Annotated in this window: 21 protein-coding genes; 10 read left to right on the forward strand and 11 right to left on the reverse strand. The window is 73.0% G+C overall.

Translation table 11 applies throughout. The annotated features are described in order from the left end of the window. Nucleotides 1–62: 62 nt before the first annotated feature. Complete coding sequence (locus tag ABZ865_RS33100; RefSeq protein ID WP_361238670.1) at nt 63–1016, reverse strand: LysR family transcriptional regulator; 954 nt, start codon at nt 1014–1016, stop codon at nt 63–65. A gap of 230 nt (nt 1017–1246) precedes the next feature. After that, on the reverse strand, nt 1247–2134 hold the full coding sequence (locus ABZ865_RS33105; RefSeq protein WP_361238673.1) for an NAD(P)-binding domain-containing protein: 888 nt from the start codon (nt 2132–2134) through the stop codon (nt 1247–1249). 127 nt (nt 2135–2261) lie between these two features. Between ABZ865_RS33105 and ABZ865_RS33110 the strand changes: the two genes are divergently transcribed. From ABZ865_RS33110 to ABZ865_RS33120, 3 genes are all read left to right on the forward strand, one after another. Further along, complete coding sequence (locus ABZ865_RS33110) at nt 2262–2612, forward strand: helix-turn-helix domain-containing protein (RefSeq protein WP_361238851.1); 351 nt, start codon at nt 2262–2264, stop codon at nt 2610–2612. A gap of 231 nt (nt 2613–2843) precedes the next feature. Next, on the forward strand, nt 2844–3413 hold the full coding sequence (locus ABZ865_RS33115) for a TetR/AcrR family transcriptional regulator (protein ID WP_361238676.1): 570 nt from the start codon (nt 2844–2846) through the stop codon (nt 3411–3413). Between the two features lie 85 nt (nt 3414–3498). Continuing rightward, nucleotides 3499–4722: a GDSL-type esterase/lipase family protein gene (locus ABZ865_RS33120; RefSeq protein ID WP_361238679.1), complete on the forward strand. Its 1224-nt coding sequence runs from the start codon at nt 3499–3501 to the stop codon at nt 4720–4722. A gap of 40 nt (nt 4723–4762) precedes the next feature. Here ABZ865_RS33120 and ABZ865_RS33125 read toward each other — a convergent pair whose 3' ends face one another. Both ABZ865_RS33125 and ABZ865_RS33130 read right to left on the reverse strand, forming a co-directional pair. Beyond that, the gene (locus ABZ865_RS33125) at nt 4763–5419 is read right to left on the reverse strand and encodes a class F sortase (RefSeq protein ID WP_361238682.1); all 657 of its coding nucleotides are present in this window, start codon (nt 5417–5419) and stop codon (nt 4763–4765) included. Nucleotides 5420–5555: 136 nt separating this feature from the next. After that, nucleotides 5556–6194 (reverse strand): hypothetical protein, encoded by a 639-nt coding sequence (locus tag ABZ865_RS33130; protein ID WP_361238685.1) that lies wholly within the window; start codon nt 6192–6194, stop codon nt 5556–5558. 228 nt (nt 6195–6422) lie between these two features. Here ABZ865_RS33130 and ABZ865_RS33135 point away from each other — a divergent pair, with 228 nt between their 5' ends. Continuing rightward, entirely contained in the window at nt 6423–7391 is a 969-nt protein-coding gene (locus ABZ865_RS33135; protein ID WP_361238688.1) for a hypothetical protein, read from the forward strand. 152 nt (nt 7392–7543) lie between these two features. Here ABZ865_RS33135 and ABZ865_RS33140 read toward each other — a convergent pair whose 3' ends face one another. Further along, nucleotides 7544–8755, reverse strand: coding sequence for a cytochrome P450 (locus ABZ865_RS33140; RefSeq protein WP_361238691.1), 1212 nt, complete (start codon nt 8753–8755; stop codon nt 7544–7546). Beyond that, nucleotides 8752–9462, reverse strand: a complete 711-nt coding sequence (locus tag ABZ865_RS33145; protein WP_361238694.1) for a tRNA-dependent cyclodipeptide synthase — start codon at nt 9460–9462, stop codon at nt 8752–8754. The genes ABZ865_RS33140 and ABZ865_RS33145 overlap by 4 nt, the downstream gene beginning before the upstream one ends. A 187-nt stretch (nt 9463–9649) precedes the next feature. Here ABZ865_RS33145 and ABZ865_RS33150 point away from each other — a divergent pair, with 187 nt between their 5' ends. The 4 genes from ABZ865_RS33150 (at nt 9650) to ABZ865_RS33165 (ending at nt 12883) form a co-directional block, all read left to right on the forward strand. Then, nucleotides 9650–10516 (forward strand): fructosamine kinase family protein, encoded by an 867-nt coding sequence (locus ABZ865_RS33150; protein WP_361238697.1) that lies wholly within the window; start codon nt 9650–9652, stop codon nt 10514–10516. A gap of 216 nt (nt 10517–10732) precedes the next feature. Beyond that, the gene (gene tgmA, locus ABZ865_RS33155; protein WP_020938095.1) at nt 10733–10924 is read left to right on the forward strand and encodes a putative ATP-grasp-modified RiPP; all 192 of its coding nucleotides are present in this window, start codon (nt 10733–10735) and stop codon (nt 10922–10924) included. Nucleotides 10925–10940: 16 nt separating this feature from the next. Continuing rightward, the gene (gene tgmB, locus ABZ865_RS33160) at nt 10941–11924 is read left to right on the forward strand and encodes an ATP-grasp ribosomal peptide maturase (protein ID WP_361238700.1); all 984 of its coding nucleotides are present in this window, start codon (nt 10941–10943) and stop codon (nt 11922–11924) included. 35 nt (nt 11925–11959) lie between these two features. Further along, nucleotides 11960–12883, forward strand: coding sequence for a Gfo/Idh/MocA family oxidoreductase (locus tag ABZ865_RS33165; RefSeq protein WP_361238703.1), 924 nt, complete (start codon nt 11960–11962; stop codon nt 12881–12883). A gap of 203 nt (nt 12884–13086) precedes the next feature. Here ABZ865_RS33165 and ABZ865_RS33170 read toward each other — a convergent pair whose 3' ends face one another. Next, complete coding sequence (locus tag ABZ865_RS33170; protein ID WP_361238854.1) at nt 13087–13416, reverse strand: hypothetical protein; 330 nt, start codon at nt 13414–13416, stop codon at nt 13087–13089. A gap of 45 nt (nt 13417–13461) precedes the next feature. Continuing rightward, a complete protein-coding gene (locus ABZ865_RS33175; protein ID WP_361238706.1) occupies nt 13462–14370 on the reverse strand; it encodes a GNAT family N-acetyltransferase in 909 nt (302 codons plus the stop codon). A 273-nt stretch (nt 14371–14643) separates the two neighbouring features. Here ABZ865_RS33175 and ABZ865_RS33180 point away from each other — a divergent pair, with 273 nt between their 5' ends. Next, nucleotides 14644–15750: a PP2C family protein-serine/threonine phosphatase gene (locus ABZ865_RS33180; protein WP_361238709.1), complete on the forward strand. Its 1107-nt coding sequence runs from the start codon at nt 14644–14646 to the stop codon at nt 15748–15750. 51 nt (nt 15751–15801) lie between these two features. Here the strand turns inward: ABZ865_RS33180 and ABZ865_RS33185 are convergent, their stop codons facing one another. Continuing rightward, complete coding sequence (locus ABZ865_RS33185) at nt 15802–16242, reverse strand: Lrp/AsnC family transcriptional regulator (RefSeq protein ID WP_361238713.1); 441 nt, start codon at nt 16240–16242, stop codon at nt 15802–15804. Between the two features lie 49 nt (nt 16243–16291). After that, nucleotides 16292–17641: a transaminase gene (locus tag ABZ865_RS33190; RefSeq protein WP_361238716.1), complete on the reverse strand. Its 1350-nt coding sequence runs from the start codon at nt 17639–17641 to the stop codon at nt 16292–16294. A 342-nt stretch (nt 17642–17983) separates the two neighbouring features. Here ABZ865_RS33190 and ABZ865_RS33195 point away from each other — a divergent pair, with 342 nt between their 5' ends. Beyond that, complete coding sequence (locus ABZ865_RS33195; protein WP_361238719.1) at nt 17984–18448, forward strand: hypothetical protein; 465 nt, start codon at nt 17984–17986, stop codon at nt 18446–18448. Nucleotides 18449–18493: 45 nt separating this feature from the next. On the opposite strand, the gene ABZ865_RS33200 is transcribed toward ABZ865_RS33195, so the two are convergent. Further along, on the reverse strand, nt 18494–18733 hold the full coding sequence (locus tag ABZ865_RS33200) for a hypothetical protein (protein WP_361238722.1): 240 nt from the start codon (nt 18731–18733) through the stop codon (nt 18494–18496). Nucleotides 18734–18936: the final 203 nt, after the last annotated feature.

The following is an 18936-nucleotide window of genomic DNA, read 5'->3' on the forward strand; positions in this document are numbered from 1 at the left end:
GTCCGTCAGGCCTCCGTAAGGCACCCGTCTGACTCCCCGTAAGGCCTCCGCCAGGCCCTGCGTCAGGCCCCGGTGATGCTCCAGGTGCGCGAGACCCACGTCCTCAAGTGCGGTGCCTGGGCGACGAGATCGCGGTAGGCGGCGGTGGCCGACTGGAACAGTGCCTCCACGACGTCGTCGGTGACCGTCTCAGGCCGCCAGGCCAGTACGTACCGGCACCACAGCGGCGAGCCGACCAGCGGCTTGACCACGACGTGCGGGATCGGGCGGAGCGTCGGCTGGACGACGGAAACACCGAGGCCGTCCGCGATCATGCTCTGCAGCTGGGTCTGGTCGCCGAGGAACTCGTGCACGGCGACCGGGGTGAATCCGGCGGCCGCGCAGGCGTCGTAGAACACCCCGGGCCAGCCCGCGCCGTCGTCCGGGGTGAGGAACCACTCGTCCTCGGCGAGGTCGGCGAGCTGGACCTGCGCGCTCTGCCGCAGCCGGTGCCGGGCGGGCAGGGCGACGAACGTCGGCTCGGTGACGATGCCACGGTGTCGCACGGCGGCCGAGTGCCGCAGCTCCATGCCCGGGTAGTCGGCGGCGATGGCCACGTCCGCCGCGCCCTCCTCCAGCAGTTCCACGATCCGTGAGGAGGCGTAGACGCTGGTCATGGTGACGGACAGCTCGGGCAGCCGGGTGCGGGCGCGGGACATCGTGCCGGAGAGCATGGGCGAGTTGGTCGCGGCCACGCGCAGCGTGCGGCGCGGGCGTGCGGCGGCCGGGCGGTGGCCGATGGCGTCGGCGCGGGCGAGGACGTCGCGGGCCTGGGCGACGACCTCGGCGCCGTACGGGGTCGGGCGTACGCCGCTCGTGCCCCGCTCGAAGAGCGGCTCGCCCAGGTGGCGCTCGATGCGCCGCAGCTGGGTGCTCACGGCGGGCTGCGAGTACCCGAGCTGCGCCGCCGCGCGGCCCACGCTGCCCGCTTCGGCGATCGCGCACAGCACCCGCAGGTGCCGAAGCTCCAACTCCATCGGTCCACTCCCCGTTCCGGTCCACGGCCGGCTCCGGGGGGTCGGGAGATCGTCCGCCCCTCGGAAAACCGGTGCTCAGCGCCGTCGCCGGCCGTGATCGCGGCCGCCGGACGGCAGCGTTCCATTGTGCCTTCACCCGCACAAGTCATGGATCCGCCACCGACCGGACGTCCGCCTTCGCCGCCGCCACCACCGCGTGCGCCCCTCGGAACAGGGAGTGGAGCCCGGCATCAGTGCCGGCCCAGCACCTCCGCGACCCGGATGAAGCCGTCCGTGCCGTGGCCGAGGCCGATGACGCGGCGGGCCATCCCCTCGACGGCGCGCATCACGCCCGCGTCGATGCCGTGGGCCTCGGAGTGGGCGACCACATGGGCCATGGTCGAGACGGCCGAGGTGATGGGGTTGATCGCACCGGAGTAGGTGCCGCTGTCGACATCCTCGGCGAACTCCGCGAACAGCGGCGGCAGGATCGCGCCGATGCCCTGGGCGAAGGGCGCCAGTTCCCGGGCGGTGACGCCTTCGGCGCGGGCGAGGGCGACGGCGTGCGCGTAGCCCGCCATCGCCGTCCAGAAGATGTCGAGCAGCGCGATGTCGAAGGTGGCGGCGCGCCCGATCTCCTCACCGAGGTGGGTGTGAGTGCCGCCCAGGGCCTCCAGCAGCGGCAGCTGCCCCTGGAAGAGGTCCCGCGGCCCGCTGTGCAGGAACACGGCGTCGGGCGTGCCGATGCTCGGCGCCGGTGTCATGATCGCGCCGTCGAGATAGCGGATGCCGTGGGCGACCGCCCAGTCCGCCGTGTCCCGGGCACGGTCGGGGGTGTCGGCGGTGAGGTTGACGACGGTACGGCCCTTCAGCGCCCGGGTGACCGCGTCCTGCCGCAGGACGGCGTCGGACGCGTCGTAGTTCACCACGCAGACGACGATCAGGTCGCTCGCGGCGACGGCCTCCTCGGCGGATACGGCGCCGGCCGCGCCCTGCCCGATCAGCTCGGCGTCCCTGCCCGGCGTGCGGTTCCAGACCGTGGTCCGCAGCCCGGCCTTCAGGAACGCCCCGGCCAGCGAGCGGCCCATCGGGCCGAGACCGAGCACGGTGACTGTGGAGGGTGCGGATGGAATAGACATGACTGAACTCCCGTATGAGTAAAGGAACGTGCAGGAAAGGAACGTGCAGGTAAGACACCTGCAGGAAAGGGACGTGCCGGACGGGCACGTGGACGAACGGGCCGTGGAGAGGACCGGAGAGGCCGAGATGACGCGCAGCCGTGCCCAGGATCCGAACGTGTGCGGGGTCACCGCCGCGATCGCCGTGATCGACGGCAAGTGGAAGACGTCCCTGCTGTGGCTGCTGGAGTCGGGTCCGCACCGGCCCGGCGAGCTGCGGCGCCGGCTGCCGGGGCTGAGCGAGAAGGTGCTGACTCAGGCGCTGCGCGAGATGGAGTCGGACGGCTTGGTGCACCGCGCGGTGTACGACGTGCTGCCGCCGAAGACCGAGTACTCGCTGACCGACTTCGGCCGTGATCTGGCCGCGGCCCTCGGTCCCCTGTCCGACTGGGGCCACCGCCGCCTGGAGTTGCTCACCGAGACCCGCCCGGCCTCCTGAGACACCCTCACTCCCTCACCTCCCCTCCCCCGCCGGGCAGCCCCTGACCTCGCACAACAGCCTCTCCCGGCGGGGCGGGGCTGCCAAGTACCCACAAAAAAGTGGGTGTTCCCACCCGACTCCGGGGCCGACCCGTCCTCACTCCGCACCAAGCCTGGCTACAGCATCACCCCGCTTGCCTAATACCTTTAGGAAGGCCCATAATCGCTATCGGAGAACGAGAGGGAGTTCATGGTGCGCGCAGGTCTGACCACGGAGCGGCTGGTGCGTGCGGGCGCGGAGCTGGCCGACGAGGTCGGCTTCGATCAGGTGACCGTGTCGGCGCTGGCCCGCCGGTTCGACGTCAAGGTCGCGAGCCTGTACTCGCACCTGAAGAACTCGCACGACCTCAAGACGAGGATCGCCCTGCTCGCGCTGGAGGAACTCGCCGACCACGCCGCCGACGCGCTGGCCGGCCGCGCCGGCAAGGACGCCCTGAGCGCCTACGCGAACGTCTACCGCGACTACGCCCGGGAACACCCCGGCCGCTACGAGGCGGCCCGGTTCCGCCTGGACCCCGAGACCGCCGCCGCGAGCGCCGGCGGCCGGCACGCGCAGATGACCCGGGCGATCCTGCGCGGCTACGACCTGGGCGAACCGGACCAGACCCATGCCGTCCGGCTGCTGGGCAGCGTGTTCCACGGCTACGTCAGCCTGGAGACGGCCGGCGGTTTCAGCCACAGCGCCCCCGACTCGCAGGAGTCCTGGACCCGGATCCTCGACGCCCTCGACACCCTCCTGCGCACCTGGCCCACGCCCTGATCCAGTCCCCCGCCCCTTCTTGTCCCCCCCTTCTTGTCCCCCCTTCTCTTGCCCCCCTTCGCAACTCTCTCGACAGGCCCACCCGATGCCCGCCACCTCGTACGACTGGATCACCACCCCCCTCACCGCCGACCTGCTGCGCGGCGCCCTGGACGTGGAACGCACTGGCGACGGCCTGCTGCCGCACCGGCTCCCCGCCCGGGCCCGCGCGCAGTGCGCCGACCCGCAACTGCTCATGGCGGAGTCCCAGCCCTCCGGCGTACGACTGGCCTTCCGCACCCGTGCCACCGCCGTCGAACTGGACACACGGCCCACCAAGCGGGTCTACGTCGGCGCCCCGCCCCGCCCGGACGGTGTGTACGAGCTGCTCGTGAACGGGCGCCGGGCCGACCGTGCGTGTGTGAGCGGCGGCAACACCCTGACGATCGACATGTCCGCCGGCACCGCCGAGCACCGGCCCGGCCCGGTCGGCACGGCCCGTTTCACCGGCCTGTCCGGCGAGGTCAAGGACGTCGAGATCTGGCTGCCCCACAACGAGACGACCGAGCTGGTCGCCCTGCGCACCGACGCCCCCGTGGAACCCGTACCGAACCGGGGACGCAGGGTGTGGCTGCACCACGGCAGCTCCATCAGCCACGGCTCCGACGCCGCGAGCCCCACGACCACGTGGCCGGCGCTCGCCGCCTCGCTCGGTGGGGTGGAACTGATCAACCTGGGGCTGAGCGGCAGCGCCCTGCTCGACCCGTTCACCGCTCGCGCGCTGCGTGACACGCCCGCCGACGTGATCAGCGTCAAGATCGGTATCAACCTGGTCAACACCGACCTGATGCGGCTGCGTGCCTTCGGGCCCGCCGTCCACGGCTTCCTGGACACCGTCCGCGAGGGCCATCCCGACACCCCGCTGCTCGTCATCTCGCCGATCCTGTGCCCCATCCACGAGGACACGCCGGGCCCCAGCGCGCCGGATCTGTCCGCCCTGAGCTCGGGGACGTTGCGGTTCCGGGCCATGGGGGACCCCACGGAACGGGCCCAGGGAAAGCTCACGCTGCGCGTCGTCCGCGAGGAACTGGCCCGCGTCGTGCGGCAGCGGGCGGCCGAGGACCCGCGTCTCCACCTGCTCGACGGCCGCGACCTCTACGGCGAGGGCGATGTCGCCGAACTGCCGCTGCCCGACGGGCTGCACCCGGACGCCGCCACGCACCGCCGCATCGGCGAGCGCTTCGCCGCGCTGGCCTTCGCGCCGGGCGGCCCGCTCGCGGAGCGCGCCGAGGCCGAGGCCGGAGCGGAGGTCGGAGCGGAAGCCGGCTGACCGTACCGGCCACCGACGCCCCGTACCGGTCGGTGGCCGGTCACACGAGGTGGGCGAAGACCACCAGGTTCTCGGTGTAGTCCTCGGCCGAGTGGTCGTAGTCCCCGGCGCAGGTGATGAGCCGTGCCTCGGGGCGCGTCGCGTCGGCGTACACGCGCTTGCTGGGGAAGTCGTCCTTCTCGAAGGTCTCGGCGCTGTCCACGACGAATTGCGCCGTCTGCCCGTCGGCGCGCTCCACGCTGAAGTGGTCGCCGGGCTCCAGCTCGTCGAGGCCGGCGAAGACGGCCGCGGAAGTCTTCGTGTCCACGTGCCCGGCGATGACCGCGGTGCCCTTCTCTCCGGGCGTGACACCCTTGGCGTACCAGCCGACCAGGTTGATGTTGTCGGCCGGCGGGGGCTGGAGCCGGCCCGAGGCGTCGAGGACGAGCGCGGTGAAGGGGGCGTCCACGGCGATCTTCGGGATGCGCAGACGGGTCGGCGTGGACCGGGGCAGCGGCTCGCCCGGCAGGTGGGTGCCGGCCGTCGCGCCGCCGGACCGGGACGGGTCGTTGGGGTCGTTCGCCCCGTGGTGGCCGCCGAGCAGGCTGACGGTGAGGACGACGATTGCCACGCCCCAGAGCGTCAGCCGCCCGCCGCGGCCGGGGGGCTGTCCGTCCGCCGGCTGGTCGGGCTGCGGCGTGGAGGGATCTGCTGCCATCGGACACCACCTCACTCGGGCGCGGCAGCACGGGGATCGGGGCACACGGATCAGGGCGGAGGGATCGGGACACGGGGGGCGCGGGCCGCCGGCACGATGCGCGCCAGCGGTGGCCGCGGCCTCGGGAAGGGGGCGGTCAGGACGCCGGCGCGTCGGCCTTCTTGCGGCGCAGCGCGTACATGCCGGCAGCGCCTACGGCGAGCACGGCCAGACCGCCCGCGGTGACGCCCGGTTCGGCGAGGGCACCGCCGCCGGTGTGCATGCCGCCGTGCGGCTTGCCTTCGTCGTCACTCTCCGAGTCGTCCCTGCCGCGCCCGCTCCCGCTGTCCTCGTCGCCGTTGTCCTTGCCACCGTTGTCCTTGCCGCCACTGTCCTTGCCGCCGCTGTCGTCCCCGTTGTCCCTGTAGGTCTCCGGGTCGAACCTGCTGTCGTCCTCACCGGAGCTGGTCCAGTCCCCGCTGCGCACCGCGGCGAGGGCACCGCCGCCGGTGTGCACACCACCGCGCGGCGAGTCGTCGTCGCCCCCGTCGCGTCCGCTGCTGTAGTCGTCGCTCTCGTCGCCGGACCCCTTGCCCCGGCCGCTGTCGGAGGAGCCTTTGCCGTGGTCGCTGTCGGAACCCTTGCCATGATCGCTGCCGGAGTCGCTGTCCTGCTCCCTGCTGTACGAGGAGTCGTCCCCGCCTCCGTCGTCCCCCGCGAGCGCGGCACCGGGCACGGTGAAGGCCAGGGCTGCGGACGCGGCGGCCGTGGCGAGAAGAATGCGGGCAGAACGCATATCGGTGTCCTTCCGCCGTGGCCGGGCAGCGGATCCGTCATCGGCTGAAGTGACCCGGCCTCGACATGAACCACCGTCAATCAGGCCGTTGCCGCGCACCATCCAGGCCGCCCAGCCGGGTCACCGCTCCACCCGTCTGTCCCATCGACACGCCGGAGCACCCCCCGTGCGGCCCAACCGTTGTGACCCGCCGGCCCGCCGACCGGCGAGTTCGCCATACCGCTTGTTATGACCGCTGTCATAGCGCAGTCTGGTGCCGACAGGACAGCGGGACGGCAGGACAGCGGCAGGGCAGCAGGCACGACGTGGTGGGAGGACGCAGTGGCGGGCGGGACGGCGCGGGCGATGTGGGAGCGGTACGAACCGGTGCACGATCTCGTGTACTTCGCGCCCGAGGCGCGGCAGGCGGCGGACGGGCTGGGGCTGCGCGGGTACTGGATGGGCTACATGGCGCTGCGGGCGGCGCCGCTCGGCGCGGTGCCCCCGTCCGTGGTGACGGGCAGTTTCTTCGTCTTCCACCCGGCCCGGGTGCGCCGGGCACTGCCCGACGCCTGGGAGTACGCCGGCCCGGAGGCCGTTCTGGCGGCCCGCTGGGAGGCGATGGACGCGGCGATGACCCGGCTGCTCGGGGCGGACGTGGCCGGTTCGGCGGAGCTGGCCGAGGCGGCGGACCTCGCCTGGGAGGCGGCCGCCGCCGCGGACACGGCGGGCCGGGTGCTGGGCGCGGCGAACCAGGCGCTGGAGCGCCCGGAGCTGCCCACCGCCCGCCTGTGGCAGGCGGCCACGACGCTGCGCGAGCACCGGGGCGACGGGCATGTCGCGACGCTGGTGAGCCGGGGGCTCGGCCCGGTCGAGGCCATGGTGCTCAAGGCGGCCTCCGGTGAGTCCGACGGTCCGTTCCTGCGGGAGACGCGCAAGTGGGAGCAGGCGGACTGGGAGGCGGCCGGGGCCGGGCTGCGCGAGCGCGGCCTGCTCGCGCCGGACGGCACGCTGACCTCGGCCGGGGCGGCCCTGCGCGCGGACGTCGAGACGCTGACGGACGCGGCCGCCGAGCAGCCGTGGGCCGCGCTCGGCCCGGACCGCACGGCCCGCCTCGCCGCACTGCTGGAGCCCCTGGCCCGCGCCGTCCACGCCTCGGGCCTGCTGCCGGCCACCAACCCGGTGGGCCTGACCCGGAAGCAGTTCGCGGGCCGGTGACGGACTCGTAGATCTGTCACATAGGTACTCCCGCTGCCCGGCGTTCGGACCGGCGTCCCCCCGGTGCCCGGCGGCCGGGCCGAAGGGGACGCCGTACGTTCCCGTACGGATGGTCCGCCCTCGTACCCGTACGGACGGACCCCCCTATCGCTCTACCAGGTCACCGGCAGCCGTTCGGGGAGCCGCTTCATGAACCCGGTGCGCCAGACCAGTTGCGCCGCCGGCACGGCGAGGGCGAGGTCCGGCAGGCGGTCGAGCAGGACCTCCAGGGCGATCCGGGCGTGCACACGGCCGAGGGCGGTCGCCGGGCAGTAGTGCGCGCCGCCGCCGAACGACAGATGGTCGGCGGTGTTGTCGCGGTGGACGTCGAAGCGGTGCGGGTCGGGGAACTTCTCGGGGTCGAGGTTCGCGCCCTCCACGAGGACCAGGACGAGTTCGCCCCGGCGTATCCCGACGTCGCCGAGCCGGACGTCCTCCAGGGCGAGGCGGGGCAGGGCGTCGCCGATGGAGAGGTTCACCCGCAGCAGCTCCTCCACGCCCGGACCGATCAGGTCGGGACGGTCCCTGAGGAGGTCACGGGCCGTCGGGTGGGTGAGCAGGTAGACCAGGGCCATGGCGAGGAAGCCCGACGTCGAGATGGTGCCGGCGCCGAACATGGTGACCCCGACGGTGGCCAGCATCTCGTCGGTGAGGTGGGCGTATTCGGGGTCGTCGCGCAGGGCGGCGAGTTCGCCCATCAGCCCGTGGGTGGCCGGGTCGTCGAGCAGGGCGGTCATCCGGGCGATGTCCCGGTCCCAGTTGATCCTGGCGCCGGTGATCGGGCACGGCGCGTTCATGAAGGCGATGTCGAGGCTGCGCAGGAAGGCGGGGGCCTCGCTCTGCGGGATGCCGAGAATGCGGCAGTGCATGCCCGCCGAGTACGGCTCGCAGAACGCTCCGCGCAGATCGGCTGTCGGACCCTCGGCCACCATCAGGTCCACCAGGCGCTGCGCCTCCGTCCGCAGCCACTCCAGCAGGCCGGGCGCCTTGGGGTTGAGCGCCTTCATCACCGCCCGGCGCAGCCCGGCCCCGGTGATGTTGCCCATGTTGTTCACGACCTCGGGCGGGATCGTGAGGGCGTACTGCCGGGGGACGCCGGGTGCGGAGGTGTCCTTGAGGGAGAAGCGGTCGTCCTTCAGCACCTGGTGGCACAGCTCGTACGAGGAGACCAGCCAGGCCTCGTCGCCGGCGATGGTCCGCACGCGCCGCACGGGGCTGGTGGCGCGCAGGTCCTCGACCTCGGCGGGGACACGGGTGCCGTCCCAGGAGAACGGGAAGTCGAGCAGCGGCGGCAGGTCGGTGCGGACATCGGGGGCGGTGGTCATGCCGCGGCTCCTTCCAGGGCGGCGGGCGTCACGATGGCGTGGCCCTGGTTGCGGGAGGCGCGCAGTCCGGCGCCACGGGAGTACAACAGTTCGGCCATCGGCAGCAGTTGGTGGTAGCAGTTGAGGGAGGACGGAACCTTGAGAATGGCGGGGGTGTCGAGGAACAGCGGGGCCTCGGCGCACACGTACTCCAGGCACACGGCGCGCTGCTCCTCGCTCGCGGGTTCGCCGCGGGCGGCCAGGAACCGGCTCACCAGGACGTTGCAGACGGACCGGAAGTCGGGGTCGGAGGTCAGCCTGCTCTGCAGCTGCCCGTGGATCTCCTGGTAGGCGGGGTTGGTGCGGAAGGACGACATCGGATGCCAGTCGAGCCGGGTGCCGTCCGGGTCGGCCGCCGTCACCGCGTCGCGGACCTTCGCCCGCACGCCCCGCAGGTTCTTCACCGCCTTGCGGCGGGCCTCGTCGGGCGCGTAGCCGGATGCCTCGTACATCTCGGCCACGTACAGGTCGGTGTAGACGAAGTCGACCCTCTCGAAATGGTCGAGCCCCCAGCGGGCGAGGTCGTGCAGGCGACGGGCGGAAAAGTAGCTGTTGCCCGGGGACACGCCGATCACGGCATGTGCGCCCTCGCCGAAGATGACTTCGCAGTGGGTGGTGTAGGGCTGGACCTCGAAGACGTCGGCCATCAGCACGGATGCTGTGGTCACGGAGAAATCCTCCGCCGCGCGCTAGTCCCGCGAGGGCCCTGTGCCCCTGGTGTGGCGACGCGACGCCCTCACGCTATCCGTACCAGGTCAACACGGGTAGTTACCGCCTGGGTTTGACCGAAAACAGTCGTAGCAACCGTCGAAGTACCTTGCGTGGCTGCCCCTTTGCGGGCCATACCCTGGGGCCGTGGTCACGCGAGACGAAGGTCCGGCTCAGGCGGCGTCCCGGCTCACCGGACGCCGGGTCACGGGTGGACGGGTGCCGTCCGGATCGCCCGCCGAGGTCACGTTCGACGACGGTACGACGGTGATGGTCAAGCGTGCCGACGCCCCGGGCGCGGTGCGCGCCGAGGTGGCCGGGCTGCGCTGGCTCGGCGGGGCGGGGGCGGTCCGGGTGCCCGGGGTGCTCGGGCACGACGAGCACTGGATGGTCACCGAGCGCGTGCCGACCGGTCCTCCCGACGCCGGTGCGGCGCTGCGTTTCGGCCACGCGCTGGCCGCCCTGCATGCGGCCGGGGCGCCCGCGTTCGGCGCGGCGCCGCCGGGCGGGCCCGTGGATGCGTACATCGGGCTCGCGCCCATGCGCAACGCGCCGGGCACCGACTGGCCGGCCTGGTACGCCGAGCACCGGGTGCTGCCGTATCTGCGCGCCGCGGTCGACGCGGGCACCGTCCGGCCCGGGGAGGCCGGCGTGATCGAGCGGGTCTGCGCGCGGCTCCCGGAGCTGGCCGGCCCGGCCGAGCCGCCCGCGCGGCTGCACGGGGACCTGTGGAACGGCAATGTGCTGTGGGGCGCGGACGGCGAGGTCCGGGTCATCGACCCGGCCGCGCACGGCGGGCACCGGGAGACCGATCTCGCGATGCTGGAGCTGTTCGGCTGCCCCCATCTGGAGCGGGTGCTGGCGGGGTACCAGGAGGCGGCTCCGCTGGCGGACGGCCATCGGCGACGGGTCGGCGTGCACCAGCTCTTCCCGCTGCTGGTGCACGCGGTGCTGTTCGGCCGGAGCTACGCCGAGCAGGCCCTCGCGGCGGCCCGCGGCGCCCTGGCGGGCTGAGCCGGGCGCCGCGACCGGGCGGAGGGCGCCCGGGGCCGCCCCAGGCGCCGGATTCGCGAGGTTGCCGCGCCGTGCGCGCAGCCAGTTCGCCCTCGCCGGCGTCCTTCTAGCTGGCGCCCGAACCGCCCCTCTCCGGACCGTGGTTACGGAGCGTAAGGAAACCAATCACCCGTTCGATTCGTATAAGGACGTGAAAGCCGAACCAGGGAGAGACCCATGCAACCGTTCACGCTCAACTACGCGCGCCCCGCTGTGCAGTTGGACGTCACCACTCCGTATGCGTACGACTCCGGACTGCAGTTGAACGTCCTCCCCGACGGGCGCATCGCCGCCACCGATCACGCAACGTTGAGAGCGTTGGGAACCACGACCTCCACGGCCGGTTCCAAGACGCACTTCGACGACTGACCGCGGGTTGCGCAAGATGACCGTGCTCATCCTGACCAGTGAAGAGGACGTGACGGCGGACATGGTGGTCCTCAGGCTGGGCGAGGCGGGGGTGCCCGTCGTCCGCCTCGACCCCGCCGACCTCACCAGCGGGGTGGCGCTGTCGGGCGAGTACGTGCAGGACGCCCACGGCGGGCATCTGTCCGTCGGCGGCCGCCTGGTGAGCATGAGCGGCCTGCGCTCCGTCTGGGTGCGCAGGCCGGGCGCCGCGGCCGCTCGCGCGGCCCATCCGTCGGCCTGGCTGACGGAGGAGTCCACGCAGGCGCTGTACGGCATGCTGCGGTGTACGGACGCGCGCTGGATGAACCATCCGGACGCGGCCCAGCGCGCCCGGCACAAGCCCTGGCAGCTGCGGCTCGCCCAGCGCAGCGGCCTCGCGGTGCCGGCCACGCTGATCACGACGTTCCCGCAGGCGGCCCGGGACTTCGCGGAACGCTTCCCGGACCTGGTGGTCAAGCCCGTCTCCGGCGCGCATCCGCAGGAGCCGCCGCGTGCCGTGCCGACGAGCAGGGTCGCGCCGGACACGGACTTCTCGGCGGTGGCCTTCGGTCCGACCCTGCTGCAGCGGCGGGTCGCCAAGCGGGCGGACATCCGGCTCACGGTGGTCGGGGACCGGCTGCTGGCCGCGCGGAAGCAGGTCGATCCGGACGCCCACCCCGACGACGTGGACGTCCGCTTCGCCCCTTCGGTCTCCCCCTGGCTGCCGGTGCAGGTGCCCGCCCGTGTCGCCGAGGCCGTCCGCCGGTACATGGAGAGCGCCGAACTGGCCTACGGCGCCTTCGACTTCGCCGAGGACGCGGACGGCATCTGGTGGTTCCTGGAGTGCAACCAGTCGGGCCAGTTCGGGTTCGTCGAGATGGACACCGGCCAGCCGATCGCCGCGGCCATCGCGCGATGGCTCGCGGGAGACGGCGCATCGGCCCGGACGTCTGTCGACAGCGCACGGGACACGGCATTTTGATGCTGTGGCGACCGGCTCGGAGAAAGGAACGCGACATGCGCATCGGACTGCTGGGAACGGGACCGTGGGCCCGGGCGGCCCACGCCCCCGCCCTCGCCGGACACCCCGGCCTGGACTTCGCCGGGGTGTGGGGGCGCAGCCCGGAGGCGGCCCGCGCCCTGGCCGAGGAGCACGGTGTCCGGGCGTACGACGACGTGGACGACCTGCTGGCCGACGTGGACGCGGTGGCGGTGGCCCTGCCTCCGTCGGTGCAGGCCGGGATGGCGGTGCGCGCGGCCCGGGCCGGCCGCCATCTGCTGCTGGACAAGCCGTTGGCCATAGGGGTCGCCGAGGCGCGGGCCGTGGCCGAGGCGGTGGAGCGGGCCGGGGTCGCCTCGGTGGTGTTCTTCACCACCCGCTTCCAGAAGGAACCCGAGGCGTGGATCGACGAACAGGCCGCCACCGCGGGCTGGTTCACCGCGCGGGCGCAGTGGCTGGGGGCGGTGTTCACGAGCGACAGCCCGTTCGCGGCCTCGCCGTGGCGCCGTGAGAAGGGTGCCCTGTGGGACGTGGGCCCGCACGCGCTGTCGGTGCTGCTTCCGGTCCTCGGCGACGTACGGCAGGTCCTGGCGGCGGCGCACGGGCCCTCGGACACCGTGCATCTGGTCCTGGACCACGACACCGGGGCGTCGAGCGCGCTGACCCTGAGCCTGACGGCCCCGCCCGCGGCGGCGGGAGCCGACGTGGAGCTGCGGGGCGAGGCGGGGACGGCGCTGCTGCCGAGGAGTTCAGAGGGTGCGGTCCCCGCCCTGGCCCGTGCCGCCGACGCCCTGGTGGCCGCCGCCCGCACGGGCCGCCCGCACGCCTGCGACGCCGCGTTCGGCCTGCGGGTCACCGAGATCCTGGCGGCGGCGGAGGCCCGCCTGGCCGGCAACCTCGCCGACCGGACACCTCCCCCGCCACCCGAAGCGGTCGCCTAGGGGGTGTCGTTTGGATCAGGCCGGCTCCGGCCGACCGAGCCTCCTGGCCGACCCGAGCGGGGTCTGGTGCGTGCAGATGCAAGGCGGAGGAGGGAGTCGACGCGGAGCGTCGGCGACCGACGACAACGCCGCAGGTGTGCGTGCCAGGGCCCGCGACGCCGGGATGATCCAAACGACACCCCCTAGCGGTCGCCGGCGGGCGCCTAGGCGTCCTCGAAGGGCGCCTCGCTCCACCGGAACCATGCCCGGTCCCCCTCGATGTGCAGCAGGAACTCGGGGACCGGGCCGTCCGGCGAGGAGAGTGAGACGCGGGCGCGTATCTCCTCGTACACGGACTCCCACTCCGCCCAGCCGTGCTCGTCGTCGCGGTCCGCCAGAGCGAGCTCGCGGGCGAAGAGGTCCTGGACGGCGGCGAAGCCGGGGCCGGCGGTGAAGCGTCCCGCCAGCCAGGGGAAGTCGGCCTCGTCGATCAGGATCTCGCCGACGGGCTCCACCGCCGAGTCCACACGCCAGACCGCGCCGTCCGTCACCATGGGCGTCTCCCCCGCTCCGTCTCCGGTCACCACCCCGTCAGCATGTCACCCGGCACTGACATCGCCGTCGGCCCAGAAGTTCAGGCGTTCCCGTACGACGGGGTAGCCAGCCTTGGCGAAGTGCGCGGCCATGGGGAAGTTGCCCTGGTCCGTGCCGGCGGCGATGAACTCGGCACCCCGTCCGACCAGGAAGTGGGTGCACTCGGCGAGGAGGTCGTAGGCGTAGCCGTGGCCGCGGTGGTCCGGCAGGACACCGATGAAGCCGATGCAGGGGCCGCCCGGGTTGCGGGCGGGGATGTGGATGCCGGCCAGCTCGCCCTCGGGCGTGCGGGCCACCTCCCACCACTCGCGCGGTGACGGCATCCAGTGGAAGACGTCGAGTTCCTCCTGGGCCGCCCGGTCCACTCCGCCCCGCTCGATGGCCCGCCGGGCGTGGGCGTCCAGGGTGACGGAGTGGATGTGCCGCAGGGCGTCGAAGAAGACGGCGTCGTCCGGTTCGGCGGAGAAGAGGAGCCGTCCGGGGCGCTCGGGCAGACCTTGGTCGGGGGTCCAGCGGTACAGGAAGCGTTCCACCAACAGTTCGTAGCCGGCCTTGCGGGCGGCCGCGACGCGGGTGTCCACGGCGGCCCGCTGTGCGGGGTCGTCGCGCCAGCCGACCGGCAGGTCGAGCTCGAGTTCCTCGGTCCGCCAGGGCGCCGTCATCAGGAGTTCGGCGCCCGCGTCCTCCTCGCCCTCGGCCACGTCGAACCAGTTGATCACGAGCGGCTGGGTGTCCTCGGGCCGGGCCCACCAGGCGGCGCGGGCCACCGGCCGGCCGTCGCGCAGGGCGACGCGCTTCCAGTCGGGGCGGTACTGGGTCCGCCGATGCTTCTCACGGAAGCGCAGCGGGTCGGGCAGGGTGTCGAACAGGTGCGCACTGCTCTCGTCGAGCGTGCGGAAGACCGGTGCGGTCAAGGGCTTCCTCCGGGATGCGTACGGCGTACAGCGCTCCCGGTCCGGTCAGAGGTGGCACGCCCGGGCAGCGGGGAGGGGGGAGCGCTGAATCACTGGGACCTGCATGGTGCTCGCCTCCTTCCGGCCGTCTCGGGCGTGGTGGCCTCACGCTAGGAGGACGGCCGGGCGGGCGTCCACCGGTTTTCTCACGCCATGGGCACCGGTTTTTTCACGCCATGGGCGTCGGCGGGCCGGGGAGAGGCCACCGGCTCGGCGGCGGCGTAGCGTGGGCTTGTGAGATCGGTGCGCGGCTGGTCGTCGCGTCGGACCCGGGAGGAGCGCGGCTGGCTGCGAGGCGCGCCACCGCCGCGATGGGTGCGGGTGCTGCCCGTTCTGCTGCTCGTGGTGGTGACCGCGGCCACGACGGCCACCCCGCACGCCCACGATCTCGGATTCCTGCTCGGTGCGATCCCGCCGCTCGCCGTGCTCTCGTACGGGCCTTTGGCGACTGCCGCCCTCGGCGGCCTGGTCATCGTTGCGCTGAATCTGCCCTTCACCCACCTGGATCGACCCGGCAACACCGATCTGCTCACCATCGCGTTCGTCGCCGTGCTGAGTGTGTTCGTCGCCTTCGTACGCAGCCGCAGGGACGCCCAGCTGGACACCGAGCGCGCGATCAGCGACGCCGTGCAGCGGGCCGTGATGCCGCCCCTGCCGGAGCGCGTCGGCCCGGTCGGGTGCGCGGGCTTCTACCGGGCCGCGCAGGACGGCACGCTGGTGGGCGGCGACTTCTTCGACGTGCGCGACGGGCCGCACGGCGTGCGCGCTGTGCTGGGCGATGTGCAGGGGCACGGGCTGTCGGCGGTCACGACCGTGGTGTCGCTGCTGGGCGCGTTCCGGGAGGCGGCGCTGGACCAGCCGGACCTGGAGTCGGTCGCCGCCCGGATGGACCGCAGGCTGGGCGTGGACTCCGCGGGTGTCCGGCACGCGGAGCTGTTCGCCACCGCGGTACTGCTGGAGTTCTCGGGCGACGCGCGGACGGTGCGGGTGGTGGGCTGCGGTCATCCGCCGCCCGTGCTGCTGCACGAGGGGCGGGCCCTGGAGCTGGCCGTCCCGCCCTGTCCCCCGCTGGGCATCGGACTGGTCGGCATGGACCGTCCGAAGGAGGTGACGGTGACGCTCGGCCCACGGGACCGGCTGCTGCTGGCCTCCGACGGGGTGTGGGAGGCCCGGGACGCCGCGGACACCTTCTACCCGCTGCCCGAGCGACTGGCCGCGCTCGCCGCCACAGCTTCGGGCGAGCTCCCGGACGCGGTGTGGGCGGACCTCCATCGGATGCGCTACGCGGTCCGGGACGACGCCACCATGCTCGTCCTGACCCCCACCCCTCCGGTCCCCTGATCACACCGGCATCCGATCACCCCGGCACCGGGTGCCCCGTCGGCACGGATGTCAGCCCACGTCCCACAGGAACCGGTGGGTGTGGATCCCGAAGTAGGGGAAGGACTGGATCTCGCGGACGCCCTCCAGCGGCCGTACCACATCGTTGACGAAGTCCAGCAAGGCCTTGGGACCCGGCGCCACCACCTCCGCGAACAGGTCGAATCCGCCGGAGGTGAGGACCGAGTAGACGACCTCCGGGCGTTCGGCGAGGGCGTCGGCCACCGTGCGCGGGTCGCCGTCGACGCCGATGCCGAGCAGCGCCATGGCCTGGCCGCCCATGGCCATCGGGTCGGTGACGCCGACGACCTGCACGGTTCGGGAGTCCAGCAGGCGCTGGAGCCGCTGCCGGGCGGCGGACGCCGACAGGCCGACCTTGGGGCCGAGGTCGGCGTACGCGATGCGTCCGTCGGTCTGCAGTTCGCGCAGGATGGCCCGGTCGATCTCGTCCACGGTCGTCGTTCTTCCTCTCCGGCGGGTCGGTCCAGACTAACCGCGCGGCTCAGCCGGTCAGTTCGGCCAGGGCGGCGGCGAACACCTCGGTGTGGGTGTCCACGTCCTGCTCGGTGGTGTCCGGGCACATCAGCGCCATGTTGTGGAACGGGGTGAGCAGGATGCCCCGGTTGGCCAGGTAGAGGTGGAGGTAGTCCTCCAGCTCCTCGTCGGCGACTGCCGCGGACTCGGTGCCGGTGCGGGGCGCGGGAGAGGCGAAGCGGTACTCGGTGCGGGCGCCGAGGCGGCTCACCGACCAGGGCAGGCGGTGGGCGTCGATGCCCGCGCGGACGCCGGCCTCGAAGCGTTCGGACAGCTTGGCCATGTGGGCGAAGGCCTCGTCGGTGAGGACGTGTTCGAGGGTGGCGCGCATCGCGGCGACCGACAGGGCGTTCCCGGCCAGGGTGCCGCCGACGCCGCCCATGTCCACCAGGTCCAGGTCCTCACGGGCGAGCAGCCGCTCGGCGAGATCGGCGGACAGGCCGTAGGCGCCGGCCGGGATGCCGCCGCCGATCGCCTTGCCGATGGTGAGCAGGTCGGGTTCCAGGTCCCAGGCGGCCGTGCAGCCGCCGGGGCCGGCCGAGAAGGTGTGGGTCTCGTCGTTGATCAGCAGGGTGCCGTACCGCCTGGTCAGGTCCCGTACACCCGCGAGGTAGCCCGGTTCGGGCAGGACGATGCCGATGTTGGTGAGGGCCGGCTCCATGAGGACGGCGGCGACGTCCCCGTGGGCCAGCTCGCGCTCCAGTGCGGCGAGGTCGTTGAACTCGGCGACCCGGCTGGTCAGCGTGACGTCGCAGGGGGCGCCGACGTTGCCGGGACGGGCGGTGCCCTCGCCGTCGGGGCCGACGACGATCAGCGACTCGTCGACGCTGCCGTGGTAGCAGTAGCTGTTCACGAGGATCTTGGAGCGACCGGTGACGGCACGGGCGAGCCGGATCGCCCAGCGGTTGGCGTCGGTCGCGGTCAGCGAGAAGCTCCAGCGGGCCAGGCCGAAGCGGCGGGTCAGCTCGGCGCCGACCCACTCGGCGTCCTCCGTGGGGAGCATGGCGGTGGCCCCGCCGAGGTCTGCGTACCGGCGCTGCACCGCCTCGGTGACCGGCGCCGGCGAGTGCCCGGCCATCGCGCCCGTGTCGCCGAGGCAGAAGTCGATGTACTCGTGGCCGTCCACGTCGGTGACGCGGGCGCCGCGCGCCCCGGCCAGATACCGGGGAAAGGCACCGGCGGTCTTGTTCATCCAGGTCATCGGCACCCGACCGAAGAGATGGTCGGCGCGCGCGTAGGCCGCCCGGGAGCGCGGGTTACGGCGTTCGGCCTCGGCGCTCTCGCGGGCCAGGAGGGCGTGCAGGCGCGTGCGGTCCATGGAGTACCTCGGGGGGTGCGGTGACGGAACAGCGTGAGCGTACGACTGGAATAGCGACTCAAACAAGATGTCACGCATGAATCGATTGCCAGAACGATCGAATCGAGCGCGCATGCCGGCGCAGGCACCCACAGGAGTGACACATCCCCTTGATCCAACTGACGAACCATCGCCCGGAGTTCGAACACACCCACTCAAACGCCAGGCCGCGCCACCCCTTCCGCCAGGTAGAAATATCTACGAGCATGCATATGCCGGGTTGGCGTGCGGCCGCACGAAGTGCCCGGTCACAGCCGTTCCCTGCGCCCTTGTGCGGCGTGCGAGGATCACCCGGAGCAGTGCATGACGAACGCGATGTGGATGCGGGGCGTGGAGTGGCTCGCCGCGGCGGCGGCCGATCCCCGCGCCTGCAAATGGGAGTGGGACCACGGGGAGGGTGTCGCACTGCTGGAGGCGGGACGCTTCTGGGACGTCCTGAGCGTGCCCGAGGGGCTCGGTCTGCTCGCCCTGGACCTGCTGTGGCGGCCCGCGTCGGGCACGCCGGGGCCGACCCTGGTGGACACGGCGGCGGGGCGCGTCGGGTTCTTCCTTCCGCCCGACCCGTCCGGGGGCTGGGTGGGCGCCGGGGTGCGCTGCGCGACCAAGGGCTCCTGGGTCGCGGTACCGCCGCCGTACCGGCCCGCCCGCTCCCTGGAGTGGCTCATCCCGCCGGACGGCACCGGCGCGCTGCACCAGCCGGGCCCCCTGGAGGAGGCGCTGCGCACGGCGAACGGCACCCTGACCGTGCTCGCCCCGATGTGCCGGTAGCCGGCGGGTGCCGGCAGATGTCTGTTCCCCGTGAGCGGCGGCCGGTCAGGGGCGGCGTTCGGGCTCGGGCCGTGTGCGCAGGGCGAACCCGGCCAGCGTCGCCCACAGCACATCCTGTTCGGCGGGCACGGTGCGCCCCTGGGCCCGCCACTCCCTGACGAGCTGGGCGTAGATCGGCTCACGGGTGCGGTCCACCGGGATCCTCCGGTCCGCCCCGTCCTTGCGTTCCCTACGTTCCGTCCGGTCCTTGCGCGTCACCCGGGCGACGTGGTCGATGACGTTCATGCCGAGGGCAACGCCCGGCGCGCGCCGCCGGTACGTTCCGGGGCGCCCCACTCACCGGGTCGGGTGAGCGCGCCCCTCGAACGAGCCGTTCCGCCTGTCCGACAAGCATCCCGCGGCAGGCCCGATACGCCGTGCACGCCCAGCACGCGCGCCACCGGCGCGCGGCCACCCGCGCGCGTCCACCGGCACGTCGCCGCCGGCCC

The organism is Streptomyces sp. NPDC047085, assembly GCF_040643735.1.
Lineage (GTDB): Bacteria > Actinomycetota > Actinomycetes > Streptomycetales > Streptomycetaceae > Streptomyces.